The following is a 26,084-nucleotide window of genomic DNA, read 5'->3' as shown; positions in this document are numbered from 1 at the left end:
CCAAAGCGTAGGGTCACAAGGGCCAGATGATCAGCAGCAGCGGCACGCTGACAAGGATGACCAGCCCCTCCAGCGGCAATCCCAGTTTCCAGTAATCGCCAAACCGGAAGCCACCGGGCCCCAGGATCAATGTGTTGTTCTGGTGGCCGATCGGGGTCAGGAACGCACAAGAGGCCCCGATGGCCACCGCCATCAGAAAGCTGTCGGCGTTGACGCCAAGTGCGGAGGCGATTCCAATGGCAATCGGGCACATCACCGCCGCCGTGGCGGCGTTGTTCATCACGTCCGACAGGAACATCGTGGTGATCAATACCACGGTCAGCGCGGCGATGGCATTGCCCTGGGCAATCGTTCCGACCAGAAATTGCGCCAGCTGGTCTGCGGCGCCTGTGGTCTGCATCGCGCCTGCCACCGGGATCAGCGCCGCCAACAGCACGATCACCGGCCAGTCGATGGCCGAATAGACCTGACGCGGCGGCACGGTGCGCAGCAACATGGACAGCAGCACGCCCAGCATGAATGCCGGCGCCGCTGGCAGCAGGCCAAGCGCCACGATGCCGACCGCGCCCAGCATGATCGCCCCCGCGAGTATCGCCATCCGCCGCTCCGGAAGGCGCAACTCACGCTCTCCCAGCGGTACGCACCCGGTATCATTGATGAATTCGGCAATGGCTTCGGCCGGGCCCTGCATCAGCAACAGATCTCCCGATGCCAGCGGCAACGACCCCAGCCGTTCTCGGGGCGGTGTGCCTGCGCGCGACACGGCAAGCAGGTTCAGCCCATAGCGGGTGCGCAAATGCATTCCGCGCGCCGAGCGACCGACGATGTTCGACCCCGGCAGAACGGCCAGTTCACGCAACACGATGTCTTCGTCGCGTTCGGCGGGTTTCGGCGCGGGCTGCCCTGTGTCCTTTTCCTTAGCTCCGTCCCCGCCCTGCTGGCGGTCCGCAGAAGCGTCCTGGCCTTCGGTCTCGGCGCTTTCGCCCTGCGAGGAGGAGCCCAGTTCCTCCAGCGTGATGTCGAATACCGAGAGCGTCTCGGCCAGCGCGTCAACATCGGCATCCAGCGCCAGAATGTCATTGGCCCGGATGCGGCGGCCGCCATGCGGGGCGGTCATGCGGACATCGTTGCGCACAAGCCCCACGATCTGCGCGTCGCTGGCATCTATTTCGCGCTCGAAGGCGCGCAGGGTCAGTCCGACGGCTTTGCTGTTTTCCGGCACGCGCACTTCGGTCAGATAGGTTCCCGTGTCGAACCCTTCGCCGGTCGCGGATTTGCGTGCCGGCACCAGGCGCCAGCCGATCAGGGCAACAAAGATGGTGCCCGCCACCGCCACCGCAACGCCGACCGGGGCGAAATCGAACATTCCGAAATGACCCAGGCCCGCCTGGGCCCGAAATCCCGAAACGATCAGGTTTGGCGGGGTGCCGACCAACGTCGTCATGCCGCCAAGGATGGTTCCGAAGGCCAGCGGCATGAGGATCTGCCCCGGTGTCAAGTTCAGGCGGCCCGAGAGTTGCACGGCAACCGGCATCAGCAGCGCCATGGCCCCCACATTGTTCATGAATCCCGAAAGGGCGGCGCCCAGCCCCATCAGGGCGGCCATACTCGTCAGTCGCCCGGCTTCGCGCGGCAGGAGGGCGCGCGCCATCCAGTCCACGGCCCCGGTGTTCTGCAATCCTTGACTGAGAACCAGTACACAAGCGACGGTGATCACGGCCGGATGGCCAAACCCGACGAAGGCCTCTTCTGCCGGGATCAGCCCGGCCAGCACACAGGCCAGCAGGGCCGCAAGGGCCACCATGTCGTGGCGGAACCGCCCCCACAGGAACAGCGCCATGGTTGCAACGAGAATGCCAAAGATCAGGATTTGTGCAGTGGTCATGACAACGATCCGGGTGCTGGGTCGGGTCTGACAAGATCAGAGCCGCCATTCCGTCACAACAGGAAACGCGCCCCGATGATCGCAAGGTGTCGTGTCCCTGGCGGCGGATCAATGAATTGCACGAGATGCCCCAATGCATCGGCTGTTCCGGCAATGCGCTGAAATATGGAGGGTATCGGATTTCCGGGGGCGGCGCCTTCCATTCTCCGCTCACGGTGCGATGCGGTCAGGCCGGCGGCCGGTGCACCTGAATGGCGCCATCGTTCGCGCAGCATCTGCGCGGGGCGGCCCGCCCCCGATCCCCATGATCGAATGCCGGAAGGTGAGTGCGCCAGTTCCGCGTCCCGATCCGAGGGCAGGCTGGCGAAGCGCGGCGTGACAGGTCGGTTCGGGCCGGGTGGCGCCTGACCCGCGGCGGTCCGCGTGGTCAGGCGCAAGGCAATGTCAGCGCTGGGCGCGCAGTTCGTCGCGGATCTGGGCCAGCAACTCTTCGGCGGTCGGGCCCTTGGGCGGTGCGGCGGCCTCTTCCTTGCGGAAGGCGCGGTCCTTCATGGTGTTCAAGCCCTTGACCAGCAGGAAGACAACCCAGGCGATCAACAGGAACTTGATGATGGCATTGATGAAATTGCCGATCATGAACTGTGCGTCACCCAGCCCGACGCTGATCTGGGAAAAATCTATCCCGCCGATCACCAGGCCAAGCAGCGGATTGACAAGGTCGTCGACCAGAGAGGTGACGATGGCGGTAAAGGCCGCGCCCATGATGATGCCGACTGCCATATCCATGACATTGCCGCGCATGATGAATTTCTTGAATTCGTCCAGCATTCCAGTCCCCTGTCCTGTCCCCGCGAGTGTGATCTGGCCCGCAATGCGCAGGGGCGATCCATGCGCACAGGTCCGAAGGCACTATTGCACAGGGTTCGCGCTTTTTTCACGGGGAATTTACAGGTAGCACGAACCGGAACCGCGAAGGAGCCTGCCATGACCGTGCTTGCCGATTTTCCCGTCACCCGCCGCTGGCCGCCGCGTCGGCCCGACGTGATCCAACTGTATTCCCTGCCAACGCCCAACGGGGTGAAGGTCTCGATCATGCTGGAAGAATGCGGTCTGGCCTATGACGCGCATGTGGTGGATTTCGGCAACAACGACCAGATGTCCCCCGAGTTTCTCAGCCTGAACCCCAACAACAAGATCCCGGCGATCCTTGACCCTGACGGTCCGGGCGGGCGGCCGCTGGCGCTGTTCGAAAGCGGGGCGATTCTGATTTATCTGGCGGATAAGGCGGGTCGCTTTCTGCCGGAGGGGCAGCGCTACGAGGTGATCCAGTGGTTGATGTTCCAGATGGGTGGCCTCGGGCCGATGTTCGGTCAACTGGGGTATTTCCACCATTTCGCCGGGAAGGAAATCGAGGATCCGCGTCCCAAGGAACGTTTCCGCGCCGAGGCCGAGCGCCTGCTGAAGGTGCTCGACGGGCAACTTGCCGGGCGTGACTGGGTGGCGGGCGAATATTCCATTGCGGATATGGCGATTGCGCCCTGGTTGCGGACATTGCGCGATTTCTACAAGGCGGGCGATATCGCCGGATGGGGGGCCTTGCAGAATGTCCCGGCCTATCTGGAGCGGTTTCTGGACCGACCGGCGGTGCAGCGCGGTTTGCTACAGCCCGCGCGCGGGTAGCCCATGCGGCGGGGGGGCTGCCCCCTCGCCCCCCCCAAACGCGCAAGGGGCTTTCCCTAGACGTCGCCCGGATAAGGGCACGGGCGCGCGGTGGGCGAACGCCCTGCGGCGGCCCGCCCCGCCCAGCGACCCGTCGCAAGGCTGGCGGTCAGAAGGTATCCGCCCGTCGGGGCATCCCAGTCAAGCATTTCGCCTGCGACATGGACGCCGGGCAGGGCGTGCAGTTGCAGCCCGCCGTCCACCGCAGCCTGCCGGATGCCGCCAGCCGTGGAAATCGCCTCGTCCATCGGGCGGAGGCCGTCATACGGGACTGGCAGGGTCTTGAGCCGCCGTGCAAGGGCGGCGGGATCGGTGGGCAAGGGGCGGGCGCATTCCTGTGCCAGCGCACTCTTGGCCGGATCGAGAGCGGCCTTGCGCAGGGTGTTGGCCAGGCTGTCCTTGCCGCGCCCGCTCAGGCGTTGCGCAAGCGTGTCGGGGGGGATGTCGGGCAGCAGGTCTATCGTCAGGGGCGCGCTGTCGCGTAGCGCCGGGGTCAGCGGATACAGCCCGCCGCCCTCCAGCCCACGGGCCGAGATCGTGACTTCGCCCCGGCTGGCAAGGCTGGCAGCGGTCAGCCGTATGCCCTTGAGCGCCGCGCCGAAGTGGCGGGTCATATGCGGGGACCAACGGACGACCAGACCGGCGTTCGACGCGCGAAAGGGCGCGATCTCGACCCCGGCCTGTGCCAGCACGGGCACCCAGGCGGCGTCTGACCCAAGCCTGGCCCAACTGGCGCCGCCCAGGGCAAGCACGGTGCGCGCCGGTGTCAGAAGCTGCGGGCCGTCCGGCGTATCGAATGCGAAGGCGCCGCCGTCAAATCCGGTCCACCGCCAGCGGGTGCGCAGCGCCACGCCACGCCCGGCCAGCCGTGCAAGCCAGGCGCGCAGCAGGGGCGAGGCTTTCATCTCGACCGGAAACACCCGGCCGGTAGAGCCGGTGAACACCGTTTGCCCCAACCCTCGCGCCCAGCCCTGCACCTGATCGGGCCCGAAGGCGGCCAGCATGGGCGCCAGCCACGCCGCACCTTGGGAATAGTGGGCCGTGAAATCCGCCAGCGGTTCGTCCCGCGTCAGGTTGAGACCGGATTTTCCCGCCATCAGGAACTTGCGGGCGGGCGAGGGTTTTGCTTCGGCCACAACGACGGACCAACCCGCCCCGGCCAGTTCCTCTGCCGCCATCAGCCCGGCCGGGCCAGCGCCGATGACGAGGGCTGTTGTCATGCCTTGGCCATATGTATCACACGCTGCGGGAAGGGCATCTGGATGCCTTCGGCCTTCAGCGCATCCCAGACGGCGAACAGCACCTGCGACTGGTATTTGTCGGTGAGATCCTCGATACCGTTCACCCAGAATTCGACCCCGAAGTTCACCGCGCTGTCGCCAAACCCGCGCAATTCGCATTCGACAGGTTCGGGATCGGACAACACGAAAGGCAGCGTCTGGACCGCCGCCTCGATCAGCGGGGGCACGCGGTGGATGTCGGTTTCATAGGCGACCGAAAACTCCACTTCGTAGCGGTGCGCGGTCCCTGCGTCGGAATAGTTCACCACGCGCGAGGTGATGAAATTCTCGTTCGGCACCACGATCCAGCGACCATCGACAGTTTGCAGAATGCAGGCGCGGGCGGTCATCTTGATGATGGTGCCGGCCTGGCCGTCATCGAGTTCGACATAGTCGCCGACTGTTGTCTGACCTTCCAGCAACAGGATCACGCCAGAAACAAAGTTCGCGGCGATCTGTTGCAGGCCCAGCCCGATGCCGACGCCTACCGCCCCGCCCAGAACGGCAATGGCGGTCAGGTCGATGCCCATGATCTGCATCAGGATCAGGAAGGCGGTGCCGAAGATCACGATCTGCGCCGCTTTCGAGGCCAGTTCGCGGGTGGCAGGGCGCAGTTCTTCTTGCCGCTTGATGTAGGTTTCTGACTGGCGGGTGGACCACGACCCCGCCCAGAACAGCAGCGCCCCGGCGATCAGGCCGCGGATCAGACCCATCAGGGTAAACCGGATGTCGCCCAGTTCCACGCGGATGGCGTGGAGCCGTTCGGACACCGGCTCCAGCAGACCGACCATGTAGATTGCCATGATCGGCAACAGGACATAGCGCCCCATCGTCCGCAGAAAGCGATCCGTCAGCACCTGTTCGACAAGGATACGGGCCGCGACGAACAGGAAGATCCGTTTGCCAAAGGCGATCACGGCGCCAGATCCGAACAGCGAGCGGGTCAGTTCCTCGCCCACGGCCGTGAACAGAAAGGCCAGCAAGGGCATCAGCAGCGGCAGCAGGCTGCGCAAAAACACCATTGTCGGGGCCAGAATGTGGGTGGCGCCGGGGGCCGGGGTCAGCAAGGCCGCCAGATGCGGCTGCATCCGGCGCGTCACCAGACGGGCCATCAGCCAGGCCACCACCAGCAGCGCAAACTGCGACCAGGCCGCCGGGCTGGTCAGCCAGCTTACCGCAAGGTCCAGCACCGGCTGGATGTGACTCATGACGTTCTCGATGAATTCCGGCTCGAATTCCATACTGGTCCCCTACCTGTCGTGGCTGCGCAATTGCAAAGAAACCTCTGTCTGGCAAGCCATTCACAGGGAAAAACAGTAATCTTGAAGATCGAAATTTTAAGATTGAAATATATTCACCGCATTGCTAGCCTGATCTCCATAACGCGCCACTCGGAGGAACCCGATGAAGATTCTCTGCCTCGGCGGCGGCCCTGCCGGTCTGTACTTCGCCATTTCCATGAAACTGCGTGACCCCTCGCACGATGTGACCGTGCTGGAACGCAACAAGGCGAACGATACCTTTGGCTGGGGCGTCGTGCTTTCGGACGATGCACTGGGCCGTATGCAGAAGAACGACCCCGTCTCTACCGAGGCGATCCGGTCCAGCTTTGCGTACTGGGACGATATCGCAACGGTGCACAATGGCGTGCGGTCGGTCTCTGGCGGTCACGGTTTTGCCGGGATCGGTCGCAAGGCGATGCTGATCCTGTTGCAGCAGCGCGCCCGCGAACTGGGCGTGGTCCTGCAATTCGAGACCGTGTTCAAGGCCGCCGAGGAATACCGCAAGGAATATGACCTGGTGGTGGGCTGCGACGGGCTGAACAGCCTGGTGCGGAGTGAATACAAGGATGTGTTCAAGCCGGATATCGACGTGCGCAAATGCAAATTCATCTGGCTGGGCACCCACCAGAAATTTGCCGACGCCTTTACCTTCATCTTCGAAAAGACCGAACACGGCTGGATGTGGGCCCACGTCTACCAGTTCGACGACAATACGGCGACCTTCATCGTCGAAACCCTTCCCGAGACCTGGGACAAGTGGGGGTTCGAGCAGATGTCGAAAGAAGAGATCGTCGAGACCTGCCGCAAGATCTTCGAATCGCATCTGGGCGGCCATGACCTGATGTCGAACGCGGCGCATCTGCGCGGCTCGGCGGTCTGGATCCAGTTCCCGCGCGTGATCTGCGAAAAGTGGTATCATGAAAACGTCGTCCTGATGGGCGATGCGGCGGCGACCGGGCATTTCTCGATCGGCTCTGGCACGCGGCTGGCGTTTGACAGTGCGATCGCACTGGCCGAATACCTGCATTCGGAACCCGACATGCAATCGGCCTTCCAGCGGTATCAGGACGAGCGCCGCGTCGAGGTGCTGCGCCTGCAATCGGCTGCGCGCAACAGCCTGGAATGGTTTGAACAGGTCGAGCGGTATCTCGACATGCACCCGACCCAGTTTGCCTATTCGCTGCTGACCCGCAGCCAGCGCATCAGCCATGAAAACCTGCGCCTGCGCGACCCGGAATGGCTGGCGTCCGCCGAAGACTGGTTCCAGGAACAGGCCGGGGGGCAGACGGGCCGCCGCCCGATGTTCGCACCGTTCCGTCTGCGCGACATGGATCTGAAAAACCGCATCGTCGTGTCGCCGATGGCGCAATACAAGGCCGTGGATGGCTGCCCGACCGACTGGCACCTGATCCACTATGCCGAACGCGCCAAGGGTGGCGCGGGGCTGGTCTATACCGAAATGGCCTGCGTGTCGGATGTGGGCCGCATCACGCCGGGTTGTCCGGGGCTCTATGCGCCCGAACATGAGGCGGCGTGGACGCGGCTGGCCGACTTCATCCATACGGAAACCACGGCGAAGTTCTGCATCCAGATCGGCCATGCCGGGCGCAAGGCATCGACCTGTGTGCCATGGGACGGCGGCGGGATCGACGCGCCGCTGGCCTCTGGCAACTGGCCGATCATGTCGGCCAGCGCGATCCCCTACAAACCCACAAGCCAGACGCCCAAGGCAATGGACAAGGCCGATCTGGACGAGGTGAAGGCGCAATTCGTGTCCGCGGCCCAGATGGCCGACCGCGCCGGCGCCGACATGATCGAGATGCACGCCGCCCACGGCTATCTGCTGGCGGCCTTCATCTCGCCCATCACCAACACGCGGGACGATGAATACGGCGGGTCGCTGGAAAACCGCCTGCGCTATCCGCTGGAGGTGTTCAGCGCGATGCGCGCGGTCTGGCCCGAGGCCAAGCCCATGTCGGTCCGTATCTCGGCCCATGACTGGATTGATGGCGGCGTGACACCGGAAGAGGCGGTCGAGGTCGCCAAGGCGTTCCGTGCCGCGGGCGCCGACATCATCGACGTGTCGTCGGGCCAGACCGATCCGGCCGAAAAGCCGGTCTATGGCCGCATGTTCCAGACCCCGTTCAGCGACCGCATCCGCAACGAAGGCATCATGCCGACGATGACGGTGGGCAATATCAGCGACTGGGATCAGGTGAATGGCATCCTGATGGCGGGTCGGGCCGATCTGGTCATGCTGGCGCGGATGCACCTGGCCGACCCCTACTGGACGCTGCACGCGGCGGCCGAACAGGGCGATCAGGCCAGCGACTGGCCAAAACCCTACAAGGGCGGGCGCGATCTGCTGTATCGTCTGCGCGAACGGCAGCAAGAGGTGTTGAGGGCATGATACTGGCAGGCAAGCGGGTTCTGATCACCGGGGGCGGCACCGGAACGGGGGCCGATCTGGCGCGCGGCTTTGCCGCAGCCGGGGCCGAGGTTGTGGTGACAGGCCGCCGTGCCGAGCCGCTGGAACAGGTTGCGGGGGCCCTGCCGGGTGCCCGCGCCATCACCGCAGATGTGACGGACGAGGCCAGCGTCAAGGCGATGTTCGAACAGGCCGGGCCGTGTGACATCGTGATCGCCAATGCCGGGGCCTCGGACAGCGCGCCGCTGGGCCGGGTGACGATGGAGCATTGGAGCGCCATGCTTGCAGTCAACCTGACCGGCACCTTCCTGACATTCCGCGAAGGGCTGCGGCAATTCTCTGGCTGGGGTCGGCTGATCGCCGTGGCCTCGACCGCGGGGCTCAAGGGCTATGGCTATGTCGCGCCCTATGCGGCGGCCAAGCATGGCGTGGTGGGGCTGGTCCGTTCCGTCGCGCAAGAGGTGGCGAAAAAGCCGGTCACGGTGAATGCGCTGTGCCCCGGCTTTCTGGACACGGAAATGACCGAGCGGTCCATCGCCAACATCATGGACAAGACCGGCAAGGACCGCGCCTATGCCTTGGGCGCATTGACCGCCACCAACCCGCAGGGTCGCCTTGTGCAGCCCGCCGAGGTGACGTCTGCCGCCTTGTGGTTGTGCGGGCCGGGATCCGATGCCATGAACGGACAGTCGATTGCGATTGCCGGGGGTGAGGTATGACGGACCCGTTGTCAAAGCGCCGGTTGAAGATGTGGATCAGGCTGCTGGGCGTGACCCGCGCCGCCGAAGGGGGCCTGCGCGAATATCTGCGCGTGACCCATGATACCACGCTGCCGCGCTTTGACGTGATGGCCGCGCTGTGGCGCCGCCGCGACGGGGTGACGATGAGCGAGCTCAGCCGAATGTTGCTGGTCTCGAACGGCAATGCGACGACGGTGGTGGACCGGCTGGAAAAGGACGGGCTGGTCAAACGCTCGCCTTCGGCCACCGACCGCCGCACCGTCTATGTCGCGCTGACCGAGGAAGGCGGCCGGGTCTTCGAGGTCTGGGCCGCAGGGCATGAGGCCGAGTTGAGCCGCATCTTCGAGCATGTGGACGAGGCCGATCTGGATGCGCTGACCGCGATCCTGAAACGCATGGGGAGAGAGAAGGAATGACCGAATTCGAGATGGCGGGCCTGACGCCGCAGCATTTTCTGTGGGAGGTCAAGGACCGCATTGCCACCGTCCGCCTGAACCGGCCCGAGCGCAAGAACCCGCTGTCGTTCGAAAGCTATGCCGAACTGCGCGATACCTTCCGCAAGCTGGTCTATGCGACCGATGTGGATGTGGTGGTGTTCGCCTCGAACCAGGGCAATTTCTGTTCGGGCGGCGATGTGCACGAGATCATCGGCCCGCTGACCAAGATGAACATGAAGGAACTGCTGGCCTTTACCCGCATGACCGGCGATCTGGTCAAGGCGATGATCGGCTGCGGCAAGCCGATCATCTCGGCGGTGGACGGCATCTGTGTGGGCGCCGGCGCGATTGTCGCCATGGCCTCGGATCTGCGGGTGGCGACGCCGGATGCGAAATGCGCCTTCCTGTTCACCCGCGTCGGCCTGGCCGGTTGCGACATGGGCGCTTGCGCCATGCTGCCGCGTATCATCGGCCAGGGCCGGGCGGCCGAATTGCTGTATACCGGCCGGGTGATGAGCGCCGATGAGGGCGAGCGCTGGGGCTTCTGGAACGCGCTGCATGCCGCGGAGGCGCTGGAGGCCGAGGCGATGAAGCTGGCCGGCCGCATTGCCGCCGGCCCGACCTTCGCGCATGGGATCACCAAGACCCAGATCAACCAGGAATGGAACATGGGGCTGGAACAGGCCATCGAGGCCGAGGCGCAGGCCCAGGCGATCTGTATGCAGACGCAGGATTTCGTGCGGGCTTACAATGCCTTTGTGGCCAAGGAAAAGCCGGTGTTCGAAGGGAACTGAGGGGGCGGCGGGGCTGCCGCCCCGCACCCCGCTTCAAGGGGGCGCTCGCGCCCCCTTGAAAATCCCCCGAGGGTATTTGGAGCAAGATGATGGCAGATCGTAGCTTTCTGAACTGGCCGTTCTTCGAGGACCGGCACCGCGAACTGGCCGAGGGGCTGGATGCCTGGTGTGCGGACCATCTGCATGTGGATCATTCAGATACCGATGCCGCCTGTCGGTCGCTGGTGGCGATGCTGGGGCAGGGCGGATGGCTGACGCATTCCGGCGCGGGCGAAGGCGAAAGCCTGGACGTGCGCAGCCTGTGCCTGATCCGCGAGACTTTGGCGCGGCATGACGGGCTGGCGGATTTCGCCTTTGCCATGCAGGGGCTGGGGATGGGGGCGGTGTCGCTGTTCGGCACGCCCGAGCAGCGCGGCTGGCTGGACAAGACACGGGCGGGCAGGGCGATTTCGGCCTTTGCCCTGACCGAGCCGGGGTCGGGGTCCGACGTTGCGCGCACGGCGACCACGGCGGTTCGGGACGGCGACGGCTTTGTCCTCAACGGCGAAAAGACCTATATTTCCAATGGCGGGATTGCCGATCTGTATGTCGTCTTTGCCCGCACGGGCGAGGCGCCGGGGGCCAAGGGGCTGTCGGCCTTTCTGCTGCCCGCAGACACCCCTGGACTGGAGATCGTCGAGAGGATCGAGGTGATCGCGCCGCATCCGCTGGCGCATCTGCGGTTCAACGATATCCGCTTGCCGGCCAGCGCGATGATCGGCCAGCCGGGGCGGGGGTTCCAGGTGGCCATGTCGGTGCTGGATGTGTTCCGGTCCACCGTGGGGGCGGCGGCCCTGGGCTTTGCCCGCCGCGCGCTGGACGAGGCGCTGGCGCGGGTCAAGGAGCGGCAGTTGTTCGGCGCGCCGCTGCATGAGTTGCAGATGGTGCAGGGCCATATCGCCGACATGGCGCTGGATGTCGATGCATCCGCCCTGCTGGTCTATCGCGCCGCCTGGACCAAGGACATGGGCGCCCCGCGGGTCAGCCGCGAAGCGGCGATGGCCAAGTTGAACGCGACCGAGGCCGCGCAGCGCGTCATCGACACCGCGCTGCAACTGCATGGCGGCGACGGGGTGCGCAAGGGCTTTGTCGTCGAGAGCCTGTACCGCGAGATCCGCGCGTTGCGCATCTATGAGGGCGCGACCGATGTGCAGAAGGTGGTGATCGCGCGGGCGGCGCTGGACGCATGAGCTATACCCGCATCGTTCCGATCGAGTTCAACCACTGCGATCCGGCGGGAATCGTGTTCTATCCGCGCTATTTCGAGATGATCAATTCGGTCGTCGAGAATTTCTTCGAGGATCACGTCGGCTGGTCTTTTGCCCGAATGCACACGGGCGGCAAGCATAATGGCGTGCCGACTGTCTCGATCAGTTGCAACTTCATGGCGCCGTCGCGGCTGGGGGACAAGGTGCCCTTCACGCTGGAGGTGCTGTCCGTGGGCCGGTCGAGCGTGAAAGTCCGGATCACGGCGGCCGTGGGAGGTGAGGTGCGGCTGATCACAGAGAATACACTGGTCTGGATCGACGACGGCAAGGCGGCGCCCTGGCCCGAGGAAATCCGGATGAAACTGCAAGACATGCTCCAGACAGGAGGCCAAGATGGCTGAGCAAAGCCCGCATGAGTTCCTTAACCCCAAGGGCTGGAAGCCTGCGGTCGGCTATGCCAATGGCGTGGCCGCGCGCGGCAAGATGGTGTTCCTTGGCGGCCATATCGGCTGGAACGGCCAGCAGGAATTCGAGACCGACGATTTCGCCGGCCAGGTCCGCCAGACGCTGGACAATATCGTCACCGTGCTGGCCGAGGCTGGCGGCAGGCCGGAGCATATCGTGCGGCTGACCTGGTATGTCACTTCCAAGCGCGAATATCTGGACGGGATGCGCGAGGTGGGCCGCGCCTATCGCGACACCATCGGCAAACATTTCCCCGCCATGGCGCTGGTGCAGGTCGTGGCGCTGGTCGAGGACCGTGCCAAGGTGGAAATCGAGGCAACTGCCGTTATCCCTGACTGACACTCTTTCAGCGCCCCGGCCAGTCCGGGGCGCCTGTCCTACAATGGCCCGTCAGAGGCCGACCAAACCGGGAGACACCAATGACTGGCCATGTGCTGGGCCCTTCGGGGCATGTCGATACCTTCACCCGCGATAATCTGCCCCCTCTCGACCAGTGGCCAGAGCTGCTGATGGAGGGGTTTGACTACCCCGAATGGCTGAATGCCGGGGTGGAACTGACCGACCGCATGGTCGAACGGGGCTTTGGCGACCATACCGCGCTGATCGGCAATGGCCGGATGCGCACCTACAAGGAACTGGCCGACTGGACCAACCGCCTCGCCCATGCGCTGGTCGAGGATTACGGCGTCAAGCCCGGCCATCGGGTGCTGATCCGCTCGGCCAACAACCCGGCGATGGTGGCCTGCTGGCTGGCTGCGACCAAGGCCGGCGCCGTGGTGGTGAACACCATGCCCATGCTGCGCGCGGGCGAGCTGGCCCAGATCGTCGACAAGGCCGAAATCGGCGTGGCGCTGTGCGACTCCCGGCTGATGGACGAGATGGTGGAATGTGCCAAGGGTTCGGTGCATCTGCATACCGTCGTGGGCTTTGACGGCACGGCGAACCACGATGCCGAACTGGACCGCGCGGCGCTGAAGAAATCCGTGCGGTTCGATGCGGTGAAAACCGGACGCGATGACGTGGCGCTGCTGGGCTTCACCTCGGGCACCACGGGCCACCCCAAGGCGACGATGCATTTTCACCGCGATATCCTGATCATCGCGGATGCCTATGCCAAAGAGGTGCTGAACCCCACGCCCGAGGATGTGTTCGTCGGATCGCCGCCGCTGGCCTTTACCTTCGGTCTGGGTGGGCTGGCGGTGTTCCCGCTGCGCTTCGGCGCGGCTGCCTGCCTGCTGGAAAACGCCTCGCCCCCCAATCTGATCGACCTGATCCAGCAGTACAAGGCGACCATCTGCTTTACCGCCCCCACCGCCTACCGCGTGATGATCAAGGCGATGAAGGAAGGGGCCGACCTGTCGTCGCTGCGCGCCGCTGTCAGCGCGGGCGAAACGCTGCCCGGTCCGGTGTATGAGGAATGGATGAAGCGCACGGGCAAGCCGATGCTGGATGGCATCGGGGCGACAGAGATGCTGCACATCTTCATTTCCAACCGCTTTGGCGACCATCGCCCGGCCTGCACAGGCAAACCCTTGCGGGGCTATCAGGCCAGAATCGTTGACGAAGAGGGCAACGAGATGCCGCGCGGCGAGGTCGGGCGGCTGGCGGTGCGCGGCCCGATCGGCTGCCGCTACATGGCCGATGATCGCCAGTTGAAATATGTCCAGAACGGCTGGAACCTGACGGGCGATGCCTTCTGGCAGGATCAGGACGGCTATTTCCATTTTGCCGCCCGGAATGACGACATGATCGTCAGTGCAGGCTACAATATCGCTGGTCCCGATGTCGAAGCGGCGCTGCTGAAACATCCCGATGTGCTGGAATGCGCCGTCATTGGCGAACCCGACGATGCGCGCGGTCAGGTTGTTTCGGCCTATGTCGTGCTGGCCCAGGGTGTCGAGCCCGGCCCGGAAGAGGTGAAGATCCTGCAAGATCACGTCAAGGCAACCATCGCGCCCTACAAGTACCCCCGGCGGGTCCATTTCGTGGGGCACTTGCCGAAAACCGCCAGCGGCAAGATTCAACGTTTCCTGCTGCGCAAGGGTGACTGATCCGTCGCATTGGCCCCGATAGGCTGCGGGGGGCGGCTGCCCGGTTCCCCGAGCCGGGCCGTGCGGGGGGTAAAACCCCCGCCTTCTGCGCCATGGCCTTCGCTGCGATTGCATTTCCCGGCCCTACGGCTTATCTGCGGGGCTCCATCCCGCTACTCGAGGGCCCGCGATGAACTGGATCACCAACTACGTCCGACCCAAGATCAACTCGCTGTTCTCGCGCCGCGAAGTGCCCGAGAATCTGTGGACCAAGTGCCCCGAATGCGGGACGATGCTGTTCCACCGCGAACTTGCCGACAATCTGAACGTCTGCTCGAACTGTGATCATCATATGGCGATCACCCCGCGCGACCGTTTCAAGGCGCTGTTCGATGGCGGTATCTTCGTCGAGATCAAGGTGCCCGAGCCGCTGGCCGATCCGCTGCATTTCAAGGATCAGAAAAAGTACCCCGAGCGGATGAAGGCGGCGCAGAAAGCCACCGGCGAGAAAGAGGCGATGCTGGTGGCCGAAGGCGAGGTGCTGCGCACCCCCGTCGTGGCTGCGGCGCAGGATTTTGCATTCATGGCGGGCTCCATGGGCATGTATGTCGGCAATGCCTTCATTGCCGGTGCACGTCGCGCGGTCGAGCTCAAGCGGCCCTTTGTCGTGTTTGCGGCGGCTGGTGGCGCCCGGATGCAGGAGGGGATTCTGTCGCTGATGCAGATGCCGCGGACGACAGTGGCCATCGAGATGCTGAAAGAGGCGGGGTTGCCCTATGTCGTTGTGCTGACCCACCCCACCACGGGCGGTGTGACGGCCAGCTATGCCATGCTGGGGGATGTCCAGATTGCCGAGCCGAACGCGCTGATCTGCTTTGCCGGGCCGCGCGTGATCGAGCAGACCATCCGCGAAAAGCTGCCAGAGGGTTTCCAGCGCGCCGAATATCTGTTGGACCACGGAATGCTGGACCGCGTGACACATCGCAAGGCATTGCGGGATGAACTGGTCACGATCCTGCGGATGCTGACCGGCCAGCCCCCCGCTATCAAGGGGGAATTGCCCCAGCCGCCGCCGGCACCCGTCGAGGCCGCGCCCGAGGCCCCGGCTGCAAGCTGACCGGCCCGACAGATTCCGTTTCCAGCCGGGGTATCCTCCGGCTATCCTGCGCCCGTCGCGGTCATTCAGAGGATGAAACCATGGCCCTCACGCTGGTTCAGTTCGATTTCCCGTTTGCCGGGCCCTGGGGCGCAGGCATGACAGAAGCCTTGGGCGGTCTTGCGCAGGATATCGCGGCAGAGCCGGGACTGGTCTGGAAGATCTGGACCGAGAACGCGGCCGACGGGCGGGCAGGGGGCATCTATGTCTTTGACAATCCGGACGCGGCAGCGGCCTATCGGGACAAGCATTCTGCCCGGCTGGCCTCGTTTGGCGTCACCGGCATCGTGGCGCACAGCTTTGATGTGAACGCGGATCTGTCGGCGATCACCCGCGCGCCTCTCTGACCCGGACCGCAGCAGAAAGACCCTGCCATGACCAGCACCCCCGCCCTTGCCGGGTCGGACGTCGTTCTTGAACGGCTGATGTCCTTGCACCCGAAGATCATCGACCTGCGGCTGGACCGGATGCAGGTGCTGCTGGACCGTATGGGCCGCCCCGATCTGGCGCTGCCCCCGGTGATCCATGTGGCGGGAACCAACGGCAAGGGCAGCACCCAGGCGATGATCCGAGCCGGGTTGGAGGCAGCGGGAAAGGTCTGTCACGCCTATACCTCGCCGCATCTGGCGCGGTTTCATGAACGTATCCGGGTGGCAGGGGAGCTGATCTCTGACCCCGACCTGACCGCCCTGATGGAAGAGACCGAGGCCGCCAACGCCGGCGACCCGATCACCTATTTCGAGATCACCACCTGCGCGGCCTTTCTGGCCTTTGCCCGGACGCCTGCCGATTACCTGCTGCTGGAGGTGGGCCTGGGCGGGCGGTTCGATGCGACGAACGTTGTCCGGGCACCGGCGGTCTGTGTGATCACCCCCGTATCGCTGGACCATCAGCAATATCTGGGCGAAACGGTGCGGGAGATTGCCGGCGAAAAGGCGGGCATCCTGAAGCCCGGCGTGCCTTGCGTGGTCGGTCCGCAAACCGCCGAAGGGCTGGAGGCCATCGAGTCGCAGGCCGAGGCCATCGGTGCGCCGCTGATCGTCGCCAACCGCGACTGGCAAAGCTGGCGCGAACGCGACCGGCTGGTGTTTCAGGACCAGAACGGGTTGCTGGATTTGCCGCTGCCCAACCTGCCGGGGCCGCACCAGATTGACAATGCCGGGGCCGCGTTGGCGGTGCTGCGCCATCTGGACATGCCCGAGGCGGCCTATGAGGCGGCCGTCACCCGCGCCTATTGGCCAGCGCGGATGCAGCGGTTGCGGCACGGGCCGCTGGTCGAGGCCGCGCCACAGGCAGAGCTGTGGCTGGACGGCGGGCATAACCCGGCAGCGGGCGAGGCGCTGGCCGCCACCCTGGCCGCGATGCCTGTGCGCCCGACCCATGCGATCTGTGGAATGCTGAACACCAAGGATGTCTCGGGCTTTCTGCGCCCGCTGGCACCGCATCTGTCGTCGCTGCAAGCGGTGTCGATCCCCGGCGAAAAGGCAACCCTGGCCGCGACGGAAACCGAAGCCGCCGCCCTGGGCGTGGGAATCGCGGCCAGGGTGGCGGGCAGCGTGGCCGAGGCGCTGGCCGCAATTCTGGCCGATCAGCCGCAGGCGCGCGTGGTGATTTGCGGGTCGCTGTATCTGGCAGGATCGGTCCTGCGCGAAAACGGCTGAAGGTTTGTCATTGATCCCGCCGAAAGGCGGGGTAACATGACAGGACCATGACGGAACACAGCCCCATACCCTTTCCGCTGCCAGAGCGACTGACCGAAGTGGTCAGCTTTGACCGGCACGAGTTGGGCCAGATCCTGTCGATCTACGGACGGATGGTCGCTGCGGGGGAGTGGCGGGATTACGGCATTTCAACCCTGCGCGATGTGGCCGTGTTTTCGGTATTTCGGCGGACGGCGGAAACCCCGGTCTATCGCATCGAAAAGCGACCAAAGCTGCGCCTGAAGCAGGGCCAGTATGCCGTGATCGGTGCCGAAGGGCAGATCATGCGGCGCGGGCACGAACTGCCACATGTGCTGCGTGTGCTTGAGCGCAAGATGATACGGTCGGTGGATCGGGATATGTAGCCCGCCTGCGACCGCGAAGCGGGGGCTTGCCCCCGATGCGATCCGCATCAGGGCAACCGGACCGCTTCGCCCGCAGGACTTTGGATCAGAGCGAAGGGGGGGCGTCGTCCGGCCGCAGGCTGGCCAGCAGCTCCGTGCGCGTCAGCGAGAAATCCGAAGCGATCCAACGCGATTCCAGTTGTTTCAGCGCAGCACCGATGGCAGGGCCCCGCAGCGTCGGCGGCAGATCCGCAGCGCGAAGCGGAAAGCATGCGGCAGCAGCCTGTGCGATGCGGGTTTCCAGCCCATCAGGCAGCGGCGTGCCAAGGGTAGCCGCGGAAAGGAGCGCCGCATCAAGGGCCGGAGCGGCGCCAAGGCGCCAGGCGGCCTCGACCAGGGGGAGCGTCATGGCCTGGCGGATGTGGTGCAGGCAGGCCGCTTCGGCGCGCGACAGGCGCAGGGCGGGTGTGGGATCCGGGCCACCCAGTGCCGTCAGCCTGCGCTGCCAGCGCACAGGGCGATCTGCCTCAAGGTGGACCAGCGGGGCAAGGGCACGGGCATCGGTGCCGGGCAGGATACGCCCAAGGATGCCCGTTGCCTGCATCGTGGCAACCGATGGTGCCGGATCGGGGGCGGCCAGCAGCTTGCGCATCTCGTGCCCGATGCGTTCGCGGGAGATGTGGTCAAGCCCGTCCTGCTGGCTGGTGATGGCTGCCAGAGCGTCGGGATCCGGCCCCTGTGCGACATCGCCATACCAGGCGTGAAAGCGGAAATACCGCAGGATGCGCAGGTAGTCTTCGGCAATGCGGGCATGGGCGTCGCCGACGAACCGCAGGCGGCGCGCCCGCAGGTCTGGCAGACCGTTCAACGGGTCGACAACGGTTCCGTCGATGCGCGCATAGAGCGCATTCATGGTGAAATCGCGCCGCGCGGCATCGTCTTCGATCCGGCGGGAAAAGGCCACTGTGGCGTGGCGGCCAAAGGTCTCGACATCGCGGCGAAAGGTCGTGATCTCGTGCGGGATGCCATGGGCGACGACTGTCACCGTGCCATGTGCGATGCCGGTCGGGACGGCCTTCAGCCCGGCGGCGGTCGCAATGTCGATCACCTGCGGCGGCGTGGCGTCAGTGGCAAGGTCGAGGTCGGATACCGGCTCGCCCAGAAGCGCGTTGCGCACGCAGCCGCCCACGAACAGCGCCTGATGCCCCGCCTGTTCCAGCGCGATGCACAGGGCGCGGGTGCCCGGTTGGGCCAGCCAGTCGCCCGTGATCTTCACGGGCGCAGCCGCCCGGCAAGACCGCGCAGGATGCGCGCCGTCGCGCCCCAGATGTAATAGGGGCCCCATGGAACCGTGTAATAGGCGCGCCACTGGCCTTGCCAGATCCGCCGTTCGATGCGGAAGCGCGCCGGATCCATCACATGGGCGAAGGGCACGCGGAACACTTCCTCCACCTCGCCTGCCTCGGGGATCGGCCGAAAGGGGCCGCGAATACGGCCGATCACCGGCGTGATCATGAAACCCGTCACGGTTTCATGGGCCGGCATCCGGCCGAGCAGTTCGACCTGCCGGGGATCCAGACCGATTTCCTCTTGCGCCTCGCGCAGCGCGGCGGCTTCGGGGGTCGGATCGCCCGGATCCTGCTTGCCACCGGGAAAGGCGATCTGCCCCGGATGGTGACGCAGCGCCGATGACCGCTTGGTCAGAACAAGATCCGGCCCTGCCGCCCCTTCGGTCAATGCGACCAGAACGGCGGCGGGGCGCAGCACGCGACCCTCGGGCGGGGCGTTGCCGGGGTTCAGGTCATAGTCGGACGATTCCCCCGCAGGATCGCCAAGCGCCCGGCGCAGCCGCTCCAGCGCATCAGGCACCCGGCGCCTCCTTTTTGGCCTCGAATCCGACCGTTGCCGCATCAAGCACGTAATGCGCGCCGCAGAACTGGCAATCGGCGGTAACGGTGCCCTGGGGCGTCGTCATGTGCCGGATGTCCTTGGCCGAATAGATCGACAGGCTGTTGCGCACCTTGTCGGCCGAACAGGAGCAGCCGAAATTCACCGGCTGGGTTGGAAAGACGCGCGGCGTTTCCTCGTGGAACAGGCGGTAGAGCAGCCGGTCGGGCGAGACGCCGGGGCCGATCAGCTCCAGCTCTTCGACGGTATCCAGCAGGATGTTGGCGCGCTGCCAGTGTTCGCCGTCTTCGCCATGCAGCAGATCCTGCGCCGTCAGCAGACCGTCCTGGCCCGATCCCCCCACATTTCCGGCGAGCGGCGAGGCTTTGGGCATCTGTTGCAACATGACGCCACCCGCGCGCCAGCCTGCCCGCTGGCCTTGCAACTGGGACTGGCCAAAGCTGAGCGCAAAGCGGGTCGGCAGTTGCTCGGACTGGGCAAAATACGCCTCGGCGCAGCTTGCAAGCGAGCCGCCCGCAATCGGGGTGATGCCGGAATAGGGCGTCGTTCCGGCGCCCTGATCCAGCAGCATGGCAAAGTAGCCTTCGCCGATCTGAGGAAAGGCCGGACCCGTCGGGTCAAGCATGTCCTTGTCATAGCTGGCATAGGCGCGGATCCGGGCCGGTTGGCCATCGGCGGTTGGTCCGTAATAGTCGGTCGCCACCAGACGGGCGGGGCCTTTGCCGCGGACCTGAAGGCTGAGTTTCCAGCGCAGCTTGATGGTCTGGCCGATCAGCGCGGTCAGCAAAACGGCTTCGGCCACCAGCGCCTCGATGGCGGGGGGGTAGTTGTGCTGGCCCAGAATGGTGTTGAGCGCACCGTCCAGCCGCGCGACACGGCCCCGCACATCGGCACGGTCCAGTTGAAAGGGCAGGACGCTGTCGTCCCAGATCGGTGTGGTATTGGTGGTCATCGGGGGTTCCTTGCCGGCCTTTGGGCATGGCGCAGTGGGAATGTTGGCCTGTATATAGGCGATCAGCCGCCGCAGCCAAGAGGCCGTGATGATCCGCCGTATCGACCAGCCGCCCGAGCCGGGCCGCCGCTATACCCGCCGCGCGGGTGTCTATGCCGTTCTGATGCGGGGTGACCGGGTGCTGCTGACCCATCAACAGGCCCCCTGGCCCGAGGTGCAGTTGCCCGGCGGCGGCATTGATCCGGGCGAGCAGCCGCTGCCGGCGCTTCACCGCGAGGTGCGCGAGGAAACCGGCTGGACCATGCAAGTCGTGCGGCGGCTGGGGGCGTTCCGGCGGTTCACCTATATGCCGGAATACGATCTGTGGGCGGAAAAGCTGTGCACGATCTATCTTGCGCGGCCCATCCTGCGCCTGGGGCTACCAAGCGAGCCGGGGCATTCCGCGATCTGGGCCACGCCGCGCCAGGCGGCCGAGATCCTGGGAAATCCGGGGGATCGCCTGTTCATGGCCTCACTGGTCTGAGCCGCGCCAGTCCAGCAGCAGGCCAGAGATATCGTCTGCCGGGTCGCCGCCGCCGCCCCATGCCTCGACATCGTGTTGCAGCGCATCCAGAAAATCCTCGCCGCATAGCGCAAGATGTTGGCGGACAAGGGCTATCAACCCTGCTTCGCCAAGCTCCCTGTCCTCGGGGTCGCGGCATTCGGTCAGGCCATCGGTCATCAGGAACAGCCGGTCGCCAGGCGTCAGCCGCAGGTCCAGACGGTCCCATGTGGCGCCGGGCACCAGCCCAACGGGCAACCCTCCATGCCCCAATGCGCGGATGCTGCCCGAAGCCTCCAGCAGCAGGGGGTGGGGGTGGCCTGCCTGCACCATGCGGATATGCCCGCTGCGCAGATCGGCATCGCCGTAGACACAGGTGAAATACTGATCCACCTGCATCACCTCCAGCACAAGGCGGTTCAGGCGTTCGACCACGGTTTCGGGGGGCAATACCCGCAAGGCGCCGGAATCATAGGACAAGGCAATATTGCCATCGGCAAAGCTGGACGACAGCATTCCGGCCAGCCGCGCCGCCATCATGGCAGAGGCCACGCCATGCCCTGAAACATCCACCGAAAAGAACGCCAGCTTGCCGGGGGCCAGCGGAAAATACCCGCCCAGATCGCCGCCGACATGCCCGGAGGGCCGCAGCATCAATGCGATCCGGGCGGCGCCGAAATCGTGGTGGCGGTCCCGGACCAGCGATTGTTGCAGCTTGCGCGCCTCGATCAGGTCGCGGTCGAGCGAATCGTAGACACCGCGCAATTCGTCCAGTGCGGCGCCCAGCAGCCGGTTGTTGTCGCGCAAGGCGCGGTGCATTCCGATCAACCGCTCTCCCGCCCGCATCCGGGCGCGCAGTTCGGCCGGAGTCACCGGCTTGGACAGGAAATCGTCGGCCCCGGCATCCAGGCCCAGGGCGACTTCGTCCTTTTCGGACTTGGAGGTCAAAAGGATGAAGTACCCGTAGTCTTCGCCCGGCAGATTGCGAAAGGCGCGGCAGAATTCCGGCCCGGATAGCCCCGGCATGACCCAATCCGAAAGGATGATGTCGAAGTGTTCGCGCTGACACAGCGCCAGGGCTTCGTCCCCTGCCGCAGCCTCTGCCACATCATAGCCCCAGCGCGTCAGCGACGCCCGCAGCAACACCCGTTGGGCGCGGCTGTCATCGACGATCAGCACGCGCTGCCTGCCCTCATCCCCGGCTTTCGCCTGCCCCATATCTGCCGACACAATCACCCCCAATTCAACGCGGCAAGCATTCGCCCCAGGGTGTTAAGGCACGGTGAACGTTAAAATTGCAGTTGAAACCGGGCGGTGCGGGGACCATTCTCCACCGTGCAACGCCCGTGTCTGAGGGTGAGTCTTATATCGGCAGCGCGGTGCAGGAGGTTCAAGATGATCAATTGGGAAAGAGTGACCACCCTGCGGGATGAGGTCGGTGCCGACAGCTTCATGGAGGTTGTTGCGTTGTTTCTTGACGAGGTGGACGAGGTGGTGTCCCGCTTTCGGGAAACGCCGGATCCGGGCAATGTCGAACGCGACATGCACTTTCTCAAGGGCAGCGCATTGAATCTGGGTTTCGAGGCTCTGGGCGAGATGTGCCAGAACGGGGAGCGGATGGCGGCCGAAGGCCGCGCGCATGAGGTGGATATCCCCTCGATCGTCATCGTCTACGAAGAGTCGCGCGAAACGTTCCTGGATGGTCTGGACCAGCGCCCCGCGTGATGTTCAGATCAGGAATTCGGCAAGCGTCTCATCCCCGGTGATGTCGCGCCAGACAAAGGCGGCGGCATCGAGGCGGGCAAGCAGCGTTGTAAAGTTTTCGGGGCGCGAGGTCTCTATCCCGATCAGCACCGATCCGAAATTGCGCGCCGATTTCTTCAGATATTCAAAGCGCGCAATGTCGTCGTCCGGGCCCAGCATGGTCAGGAACTCGCGCAGGGCGCCGGGGCGTTGCGGCATCCGCAGCAGGAAATATTTCTTCTTTCCGGCAAAGCGCATGGCGCGTTCCTTGACTTCGGGCAGGCGCTCGAAATCGAAGTTGCCGCCCGAGGTGATGCAGACCACGGTCTTGCCACGGATCTGGTCTGCCAGATCGGGCAGCGCATCTATCGACAGGGCACCGGCGGGCTCCAGAACGATCCCCTCGACGTTCAGCATCTCCAGCATGGTGATGCAGATGCGGTCCTCCGGCGCGGCCAGCACATGCGCCGGATCTGTCCCGCGCAAGGCGTCAAACGGCAGATCCCCCAGCCGGGCGACGGCAGCGCCATCGACAAAGCTGTTGATGCGGGCCAGGGTGACGGGGCCGTCCTCGGCCAATGCGGCGGCCAGGCTGGTGCCGCCCAGCGGTTCGACAAAGCGGTAGTCGATGCCCGGTGCCGTCGCCGAGAGATAGCGGGTGACACCAGCGGCCAGCCCCCCGCCACCGACCGGAATCACCACCATGTCCGGGGCCCGGCCCAGTTGCTCCAGCATTTCGACGGCAACAGTCGCCTGGCCCTCGATGACATCTGCATCATCGAACGGCGCAAGGAAATGCGCCCCCTGCCGGGCGCAAAACGCCTTGGCCGCTGCAAGGGTCTGATCGAAGTAGTCGCCCGTCAGCACGATTTCCACGGCGCCGTCGCCGAAGGTGCGGGTCTTGTCGATCTTCTGCTGCGGCGTCGTGACTGGCATGAAGATCGTGCCGCGCACCCCGAAATGGCGGCAGGCATAGGCCATGCCCTGCGCGTGGTTGCCTGCGCTGGCACATACGAACTGGCGCTGATCGGGCTGGGTTGCCCGCAGTTTGCGCATGGCGTTGAACGCGCCGCGCAGCTTGTAGCTGCGCACCGGGGTCAGATCCTCGCGCTTGAGCCAGATGTCGGCACCGAAGCGGGCCGACAGGTGATCGTTGCGTTGCAGCGGCGTTGGCCCGAACAGATCGCGCAGGGCAAGGGCGGCGGCTTGGACAGCGGGGGCGAACTGGGTCATGCCAAAATCCATGACCCAAGCTGTCCCGCCACGCAAGATCACAAAAGCGCGCGGCGTTCCACGTAGTGGCCGTAAAGCGTGGTCAGGATCGACGCGCTTACCATGGTTTCAACCCAGTTGACGGGCACCATGGCAAGCTGTGCCAACAGGCTGAGCGGATCCTCGAACAGATACCCGGATACGAGCGTCAGGACCAGAGAACCCAGCATCGACAGGAAGACCACGATGAAAATGGCCTCGGTGTGTCCGCGTGTTGCCGCCCAGCCGGTGAAAAGCGGCACACCGGCCTTTAGCGCCGCGCCAGGCAGAACGGTCGCCAGCCGGGTGAACACGACAGCAAATGGCAGCATGATCAACAATGTCGGCAGAGCGGAGAGGAGATTGCCGTCGTTCGGCCGCATTCTGAAAAAGGTAAGGCCCGCAGCATTCAGGACCACTACAAGAACAAAGAACGGGGTTACTGCGATCAGAACGGTCAGCATTGCCTTGCCGAAATAGCCCAGAATCCGGTCCCTTCGCATCGTCGGCACCAGCCCCGGTCGTTCGTTCAGCAGGATGTAGCGGTGCCAGCCGACCATAAGCCAGATCCCGAGAAAGGCGTTCACAAGACTGGCCAGTGTCGATACGACACTCGGTCCGATGCCGGGCCCGGTGCTGTCGGGAACCGGCATCTGGGTTGCGGACAGCGTGATCAGCGCCTGCAACAGCGTCAGCACTGCCGAGACCCTCAGCGCGCCTTCGAGATTGCCAAAAACCTGTCGCAATGAATGGATGAAAATCCGCCAGCCCATGTCCCGCCTTCCAACATCTTGATATGATCGCGTCGATAGTGATCGCCCCTGTAGGGCGTCAAGCGTGGCGTGCCCGTCCAGCGCACCCTTGCCGCCCCGGCGAAAAGCGACTAGACCCTGCGCGGTTTTCCCTTGACGGAGCTGCCCCATGTCCGCGCCCAAGAAAGTCGTGCTTGCCTATTCCGGCGGCCTCGATACCTCGATCATCCTCAAGTGGCTGCAAACCGAATACGGTTGCGAAGTCATCACCTTCACCGCCGACCTTGGCCAGGGCGAAGAGCTGGAGCCCGCGCGCCAGAAGGCGCTGATGCTGGGCATCAAGGAAGAGAACATCCATATCGTCGACGTGCGCGAGGAATTCGTGCGCGACTTCGTATTCCCGATGTTCCGCGCCAATGCGGTGTACGAGGGGCTGTATCTGCTGGGCACCTCGATCGCGCGGCCGCTGATTTCGCAGCATCTGGTGGCGCTGGCGCAAAAGCACGGCGCCGACGCGGTGGCCCATGGTGCGACCGGCAAGGGCAACGATCAGGTGCGGTTCGAACTGTCGGCGCTGGCGCTGGATCCGTCGATCCGTGTGATCGCTCCCTGGCGGGAATGGGATTTGTCCAGCCGTACCAAGCTGTTGGAATTTGCCGAGGCCAACCAGATTCCGATCGCCAAGAACAAGCGGGGCGAGGCGCCGTTCTCGGTCGATGCCAACCTGTTGCACACCTCGTCCGAAGGCACCGTGCTGGAGGATCCCGGCGTCGAGGCTCCCGACTATGTGGCGCAACGCATCGTTGCCGTCGAGGATGCGCCGGATACGCCCGAATTCATCGAAGTGACCTTCGAGACCGGCGATGCTGTGGCAATCAACGGCGAGGCACTTTCGCCTGCCATGTTGCTGACCCGACTGAACGAAATCGGCGCCCGCCATGGCGTTGGCCTGCTGGATTTCGTGGAAAACCGCTTTGTCGGCATGAAATCGCGTGGCGTGTATGAAACCCCCGGCGGCACCATCCTGCTGGAGGCCCATCGCGGGATCGAGCAGATCACGCTGGATGCGGGCGCGGGCCACCTGAAAGACAGCATCATGCCGCGCTATGCGGAACTGATCTATAACGGTTTCTGGTTCTCGCCCGAGCGTGAGGCGCTGCAGGCGCTGATCGACAAGACGCAGGAACATGTCACCGGCACCGTGCGGCTGAAGCTGTACAAGGGTTCGGTGCGGACGGTGGCGCGTTGGTCGGAGCATTCGCTGTATTCCGAAAAGCATGTGACCTTTGAGGAAGACGCCGGTGCCTATAACCAGAAGGACGCCGAAGGCTTTATCCGCTTGAATGCGCTGCGGCTGAAGCTGATCGCCACGCGCAACGCCCGCGTGGCCAAGAAGGGCTGAGCCTCCATCCGGCGGCTGGCGCGGGGA

Annotated in this window: 26 protein-coding genes; 16 read left to right on the top strand and 10 right to left on the bottom strand. The window is 64.7% G+C overall.

Features of this window, described 5'->3' with window-relative positions; genetic code table 11:
- Positions 1-13: 13 nt before the first annotated feature.
- A complete protein-coding gene (locus BW970_RS06435) occupies positions 14-1,885 on the bottom strand; it encodes an SLC13 family permease (protein WP_076529585.1) in 1,872 nt (623 codons plus the stop codon).
- Between the two features lie 444 nt (positions 1,886-2,329).
- The gene (gene mscL / locus BW970_RS06430) at positions 2,330-2,713 is read right to left on the bottom strand and encodes a large conductance mechanosensitive channel protein MscL (RefSeq protein ID WP_076529584.1); all 384 of its coding nucleotides are present in this window, start codon (positions 2,711-2,713) and stop codon (positions 2,330-2,332) included.
- A 156-nt stretch (positions 2,714-2,869) separates the two neighbouring features.
- Here mscL and BW970_RS06425 point away from each other — a divergent pair, with 156 nt between their 5' ends.
- Positions 2,870-3,565: a glutathione S-transferase N-terminal domain-containing protein gene (locus BW970_RS06425; RefSeq protein WP_076529583.1), complete on the top strand. Its 696-nt coding sequence runs from the start codon at positions 2,870-2,872 to the stop codon at positions 3,563-3,565.
- A 56-nt stretch (positions 3,566-3,621) separates the two neighbouring features.
- Here the strand turns inward: BW970_RS06425 and BW970_RS06420 are convergent, their stop codons facing one another.
- Both BW970_RS06420 and BW970_RS06415 read right to left on the bottom strand, forming a co-directional pair.
- On the bottom strand, positions 3,622-4,824 hold the full coding sequence (locus tag BW970_RS06420; protein WP_076529582.1) for a TIGR03862 family flavoprotein: 1,203 nt from the start codon (positions 4,822-4,824) through the stop codon (positions 3,622-3,624).
- A complete protein-coding gene (locus BW970_RS06415) occupies positions 4,821-6,125 on the bottom strand; it encodes a mechanosensitive ion channel family protein (protein ID WP_076529581.1) in 1,305 nt (434 codons plus the stop codon). Before BW970_RS06415 ends, BW970_RS06420 begins: the two co-directional genes overlap by 4 nt.
- A gap of 163 nt (positions 6,126-6,288) precedes the next feature.
- Between BW970_RS06415 and BW970_RS06410 the strand changes: the two genes are divergently transcribed.
- From BW970_RS06410 to BW970_RS06355, 12 genes are all read left to right on the top strand, one after another.
- Positions 6,289-8,577: a bifunctional salicylyl-CoA 5-hydroxylase/oxidoreductase gene (locus BW970_RS06410; RefSeq protein WP_076529580.1), complete on the top strand. Its 2,289-nt coding sequence runs from the start codon at positions 6,289-6,291 to the stop codon at positions 8,575-8,577.
- Positions 8,574-9,314 (top strand): SDR family NAD(P)-dependent oxidoreductase, encoded by a 741-nt coding sequence (locus BW970_RS06405; protein ID WP_076529579.1) that lies wholly within the window; start codon positions 8,574-8,576, stop codon positions 9,312-9,314. The genes BW970_RS06410 and BW970_RS06405 overlap by 4 nt, the downstream gene beginning before the upstream one ends.
- The gene (locus BW970_RS06400; protein WP_076529578.1) at positions 9,311-9,751 is read left to right on the top strand and encodes a MarR family winged helix-turn-helix transcriptional regulator; all 441 of its coding nucleotides are present in this window, start codon (positions 9,311-9,313) and stop codon (positions 9,749-9,751) included. The genes BW970_RS06405 and BW970_RS06400 overlap by 4 nt, the downstream gene beginning before the upstream one ends.
- The gene (locus tag BW970_RS06395) at positions 9,748-10,566 is read left to right on the top strand and encodes an enoyl-CoA hydratase family protein (RefSeq protein ID WP_076529577.1); all 819 of its coding nucleotides are present in this window, start codon (positions 9,748-9,750) and stop codon (positions 10,564-10,566) included. Before BW970_RS06400 ends, BW970_RS06395 begins: the two co-directional genes overlap by 4 nt.
- 89 nt (positions 10,567-10,655) lie before the next feature.
- Positions 10,656-11,795 carry an acyl-CoA dehydrogenase family protein gene (locus BW970_RS06390; protein WP_076529576.1) on the top strand — a complete coding sequence of 380 codons (1,140 nt, stop codon included), beginning with the start codon at positions 10,656-10,658 and terminating at the stop codon, positions 11,793-11,795.
- Positions 11,792-12,214 (top strand): acyl-CoA thioesterase, encoded by a 423-nt coding sequence (locus BW970_RS06385; RefSeq protein WP_076529575.1) that lies wholly within the window; start codon positions 11,792-11,794, stop codon positions 12,212-12,214. Before BW970_RS06390 ends, BW970_RS06385 begins: the two co-directional genes overlap by 4 nt.
- On the top strand, positions 12,207-12,617 hold the full coding sequence (locus BW970_RS06380; protein WP_076529574.1) for a RidA family protein: 411 nt from the start codon (positions 12,207-12,209) through the stop codon (positions 12,615-12,617). Before BW970_RS06385 ends, BW970_RS06380 begins: the two co-directional genes overlap by 8 nt.
- A gap of 80 nt (positions 12,618-12,697) precedes the next feature.
- Complete coding sequence (locus BW970_RS06375; protein WP_229740457.1) at positions 12,698-14,329, top strand: AMP-binding protein; 1,632 nt, start codon at positions 12,698-12,700, stop codon at positions 14,327-14,329.
- A 169-nt stretch (positions 14,330-14,498) separates the two neighbouring features.
- Entirely contained in the window at positions 14,499-15,425 is a 927-nt protein-coding gene (gene accD, locus BW970_RS06370; RefSeq protein ID WP_076529573.1) for an acetyl-CoA carboxylase, carboxyltransferase subunit beta, read from the top strand.
- 80 nt (positions 15,426-15,505) lie between these two features.
- On the top strand, positions 15,506-15,811 hold the full coding sequence (locus BW970_RS06365) for a monooxygenase (protein WP_076529572.1): 306 nt from the start codon (positions 15,506-15,508) through the stop codon (positions 15,809-15,811).
- Positions 15,812-15,838: 27 nt separating this feature from the next.
- Positions 15,839-17,125 (top strand): bifunctional folylpolyglutamate synthase/dihydrofolate synthase, encoded by a 1,287-nt coding sequence (locus BW970_RS06360; protein ID WP_076529571.1) that lies wholly within the window; start codon positions 15,839-15,841, stop codon positions 17,123-17,125.
- A gap of 47 nt (positions 17,126-17,172) precedes the next feature.
- Positions 17,173-17,529, top strand: a complete 357-nt coding sequence (locus tag BW970_RS06355) for a DUF2794 domain-containing protein (RefSeq protein WP_076529570.1) — start codon at positions 17,173-17,175, stop codon at positions 17,527-17,529.
- An 85-nt stretch (positions 17,530-17,614) separates the two neighbouring features.
- Here BW970_RS06355 and BW970_RS06350 read toward each other — a convergent pair whose 3' ends face one another.
- From BW970_RS06350 to hslO, 3 genes are read right to left on the bottom strand one after another with little or no spacing between them, the layout of a single operon-like run.
- Positions 17,615-18,784: a CCA tRNA nucleotidyltransferase gene (locus BW970_RS06350; RefSeq protein WP_076529569.1), complete on the bottom strand. Its 1,170-nt coding sequence runs from the start codon at positions 18,782-18,784 to the stop codon at positions 17,615-17,617.
- The gene (locus BW970_RS06345; protein WP_076529568.1) at positions 18,781-19,419 is read right to left on the bottom strand and encodes a CoA pyrophosphatase; all 639 of its coding nucleotides are present in this window, start codon (positions 19,417-19,419) and stop codon (positions 18,781-18,783) included. Before BW970_RS06345 ends, BW970_RS06350 begins: the two co-directional genes overlap by 4 nt.
- Positions 19,370-20,368, bottom strand: a complete 999-nt coding sequence (gene hslO / locus BW970_RS06340) for an Hsp33 family molecular chaperone HslO (RefSeq protein WP_076529567.1) — start codon at positions 20,366-20,368, stop codon at positions 19,370-19,372. The genes BW970_RS06345 and hslO overlap by 50 nt, the downstream gene beginning before the upstream one ends.
- An 88-nt stretch (positions 20,369-20,456) precedes the next feature.
- Here hslO and BW970_RS06335 point away from each other — a divergent pair, with 88 nt between their 5' ends.
- Complete coding sequence (locus BW970_RS06335) at positions 20,457-20,891, top strand: NUDIX domain-containing protein (protein ID WP_076529566.1); 435 nt, start codon at positions 20,457-20,459, stop codon at positions 20,889-20,891.
- On the opposite strand, the gene BW970_RS06330 is transcribed toward BW970_RS06335, so the two are convergent.
- Complete coding sequence (locus BW970_RS06330) at positions 20,880-22,127, bottom strand: PP2C family protein-serine/threonine phosphatase (RefSeq protein ID WP_076529565.1); 1,248 nt, start codon at positions 22,125-22,127, stop codon at positions 20,880-20,882. The two genes, BW970_RS06335 and BW970_RS06330, sit on opposite strands and share 12 nt — an antisense overlap.
- Before the next feature lie 177 nt (positions 22,128-22,304).
- On the opposite strand from BW970_RS06330, the gene BW970_RS06325 reads away from it, so the two are divergent.
- The gene (locus BW970_RS06325; RefSeq protein WP_076529564.1) at positions 22,305-22,634 is read left to right on the top strand and encodes an Hpt domain-containing protein; all 330 of its coding nucleotides are present in this window, start codon (positions 22,305-22,307) and stop codon (positions 22,632-22,634) included.
- A gap of 3 nt (positions 22,635-22,637) precedes the next feature.
- Here BW970_RS06325 and ilvA read toward each other — a convergent pair whose 3' ends face one another.
- Both ilvA and BW970_RS06315 read right to left on the bottom strand, forming a co-directional pair.
- Positions 22,638-23,885, bottom strand: coding sequence for a threonine ammonia-lyase IlvA (ilvA, locus tag BW970_RS06320; RefSeq protein ID WP_076530167.1), 1,248 nt, complete (start codon positions 23,883-23,885; stop codon positions 22,638-22,640).
- 38 nt (positions 23,886-23,923) lie between these two features.
- On the bottom strand, positions 23,924-24,676 hold the full coding sequence (locus BW970_RS06315; protein WP_076529563.1) for a hypothetical protein: 753 nt from the start codon (positions 24,674-24,676) through the stop codon (positions 23,924-23,926).
- Between the two features lie 148 nt (positions 24,677-24,824).
- Here BW970_RS06315 and BW970_RS06310 point away from each other — a divergent pair, with 148 nt between their 5' ends.
- The gene (locus tag BW970_RS06310; RefSeq protein WP_076529562.1) at positions 24,825-26,057 is read left to right on the top strand and encodes an argininosuccinate synthase; all 1,233 of its coding nucleotides are present in this window, start codon (positions 24,825-24,827) and stop codon (positions 26,055-26,057) included.
- Positions 26,058-26,084 lie beyond the last annotated feature (27 nt).

The sequence above is a fragment of the Gemmobacter megaterium genome (assembly GCF_900156815.1).
In the GTDB taxonomy this organism is placed as follows: Bacteria; Pseudomonadota; Alphaproteobacteria; order Rhodobacterales; family Rhodobacteraceae; genus Wagnerdoeblera; species Wagnerdoeblera megaterium.
The sequence above is the reverse complement of the archived record's forward strand: the minus strand, read 5'-3'. Positions and strand labels throughout refer to the sequence as shown.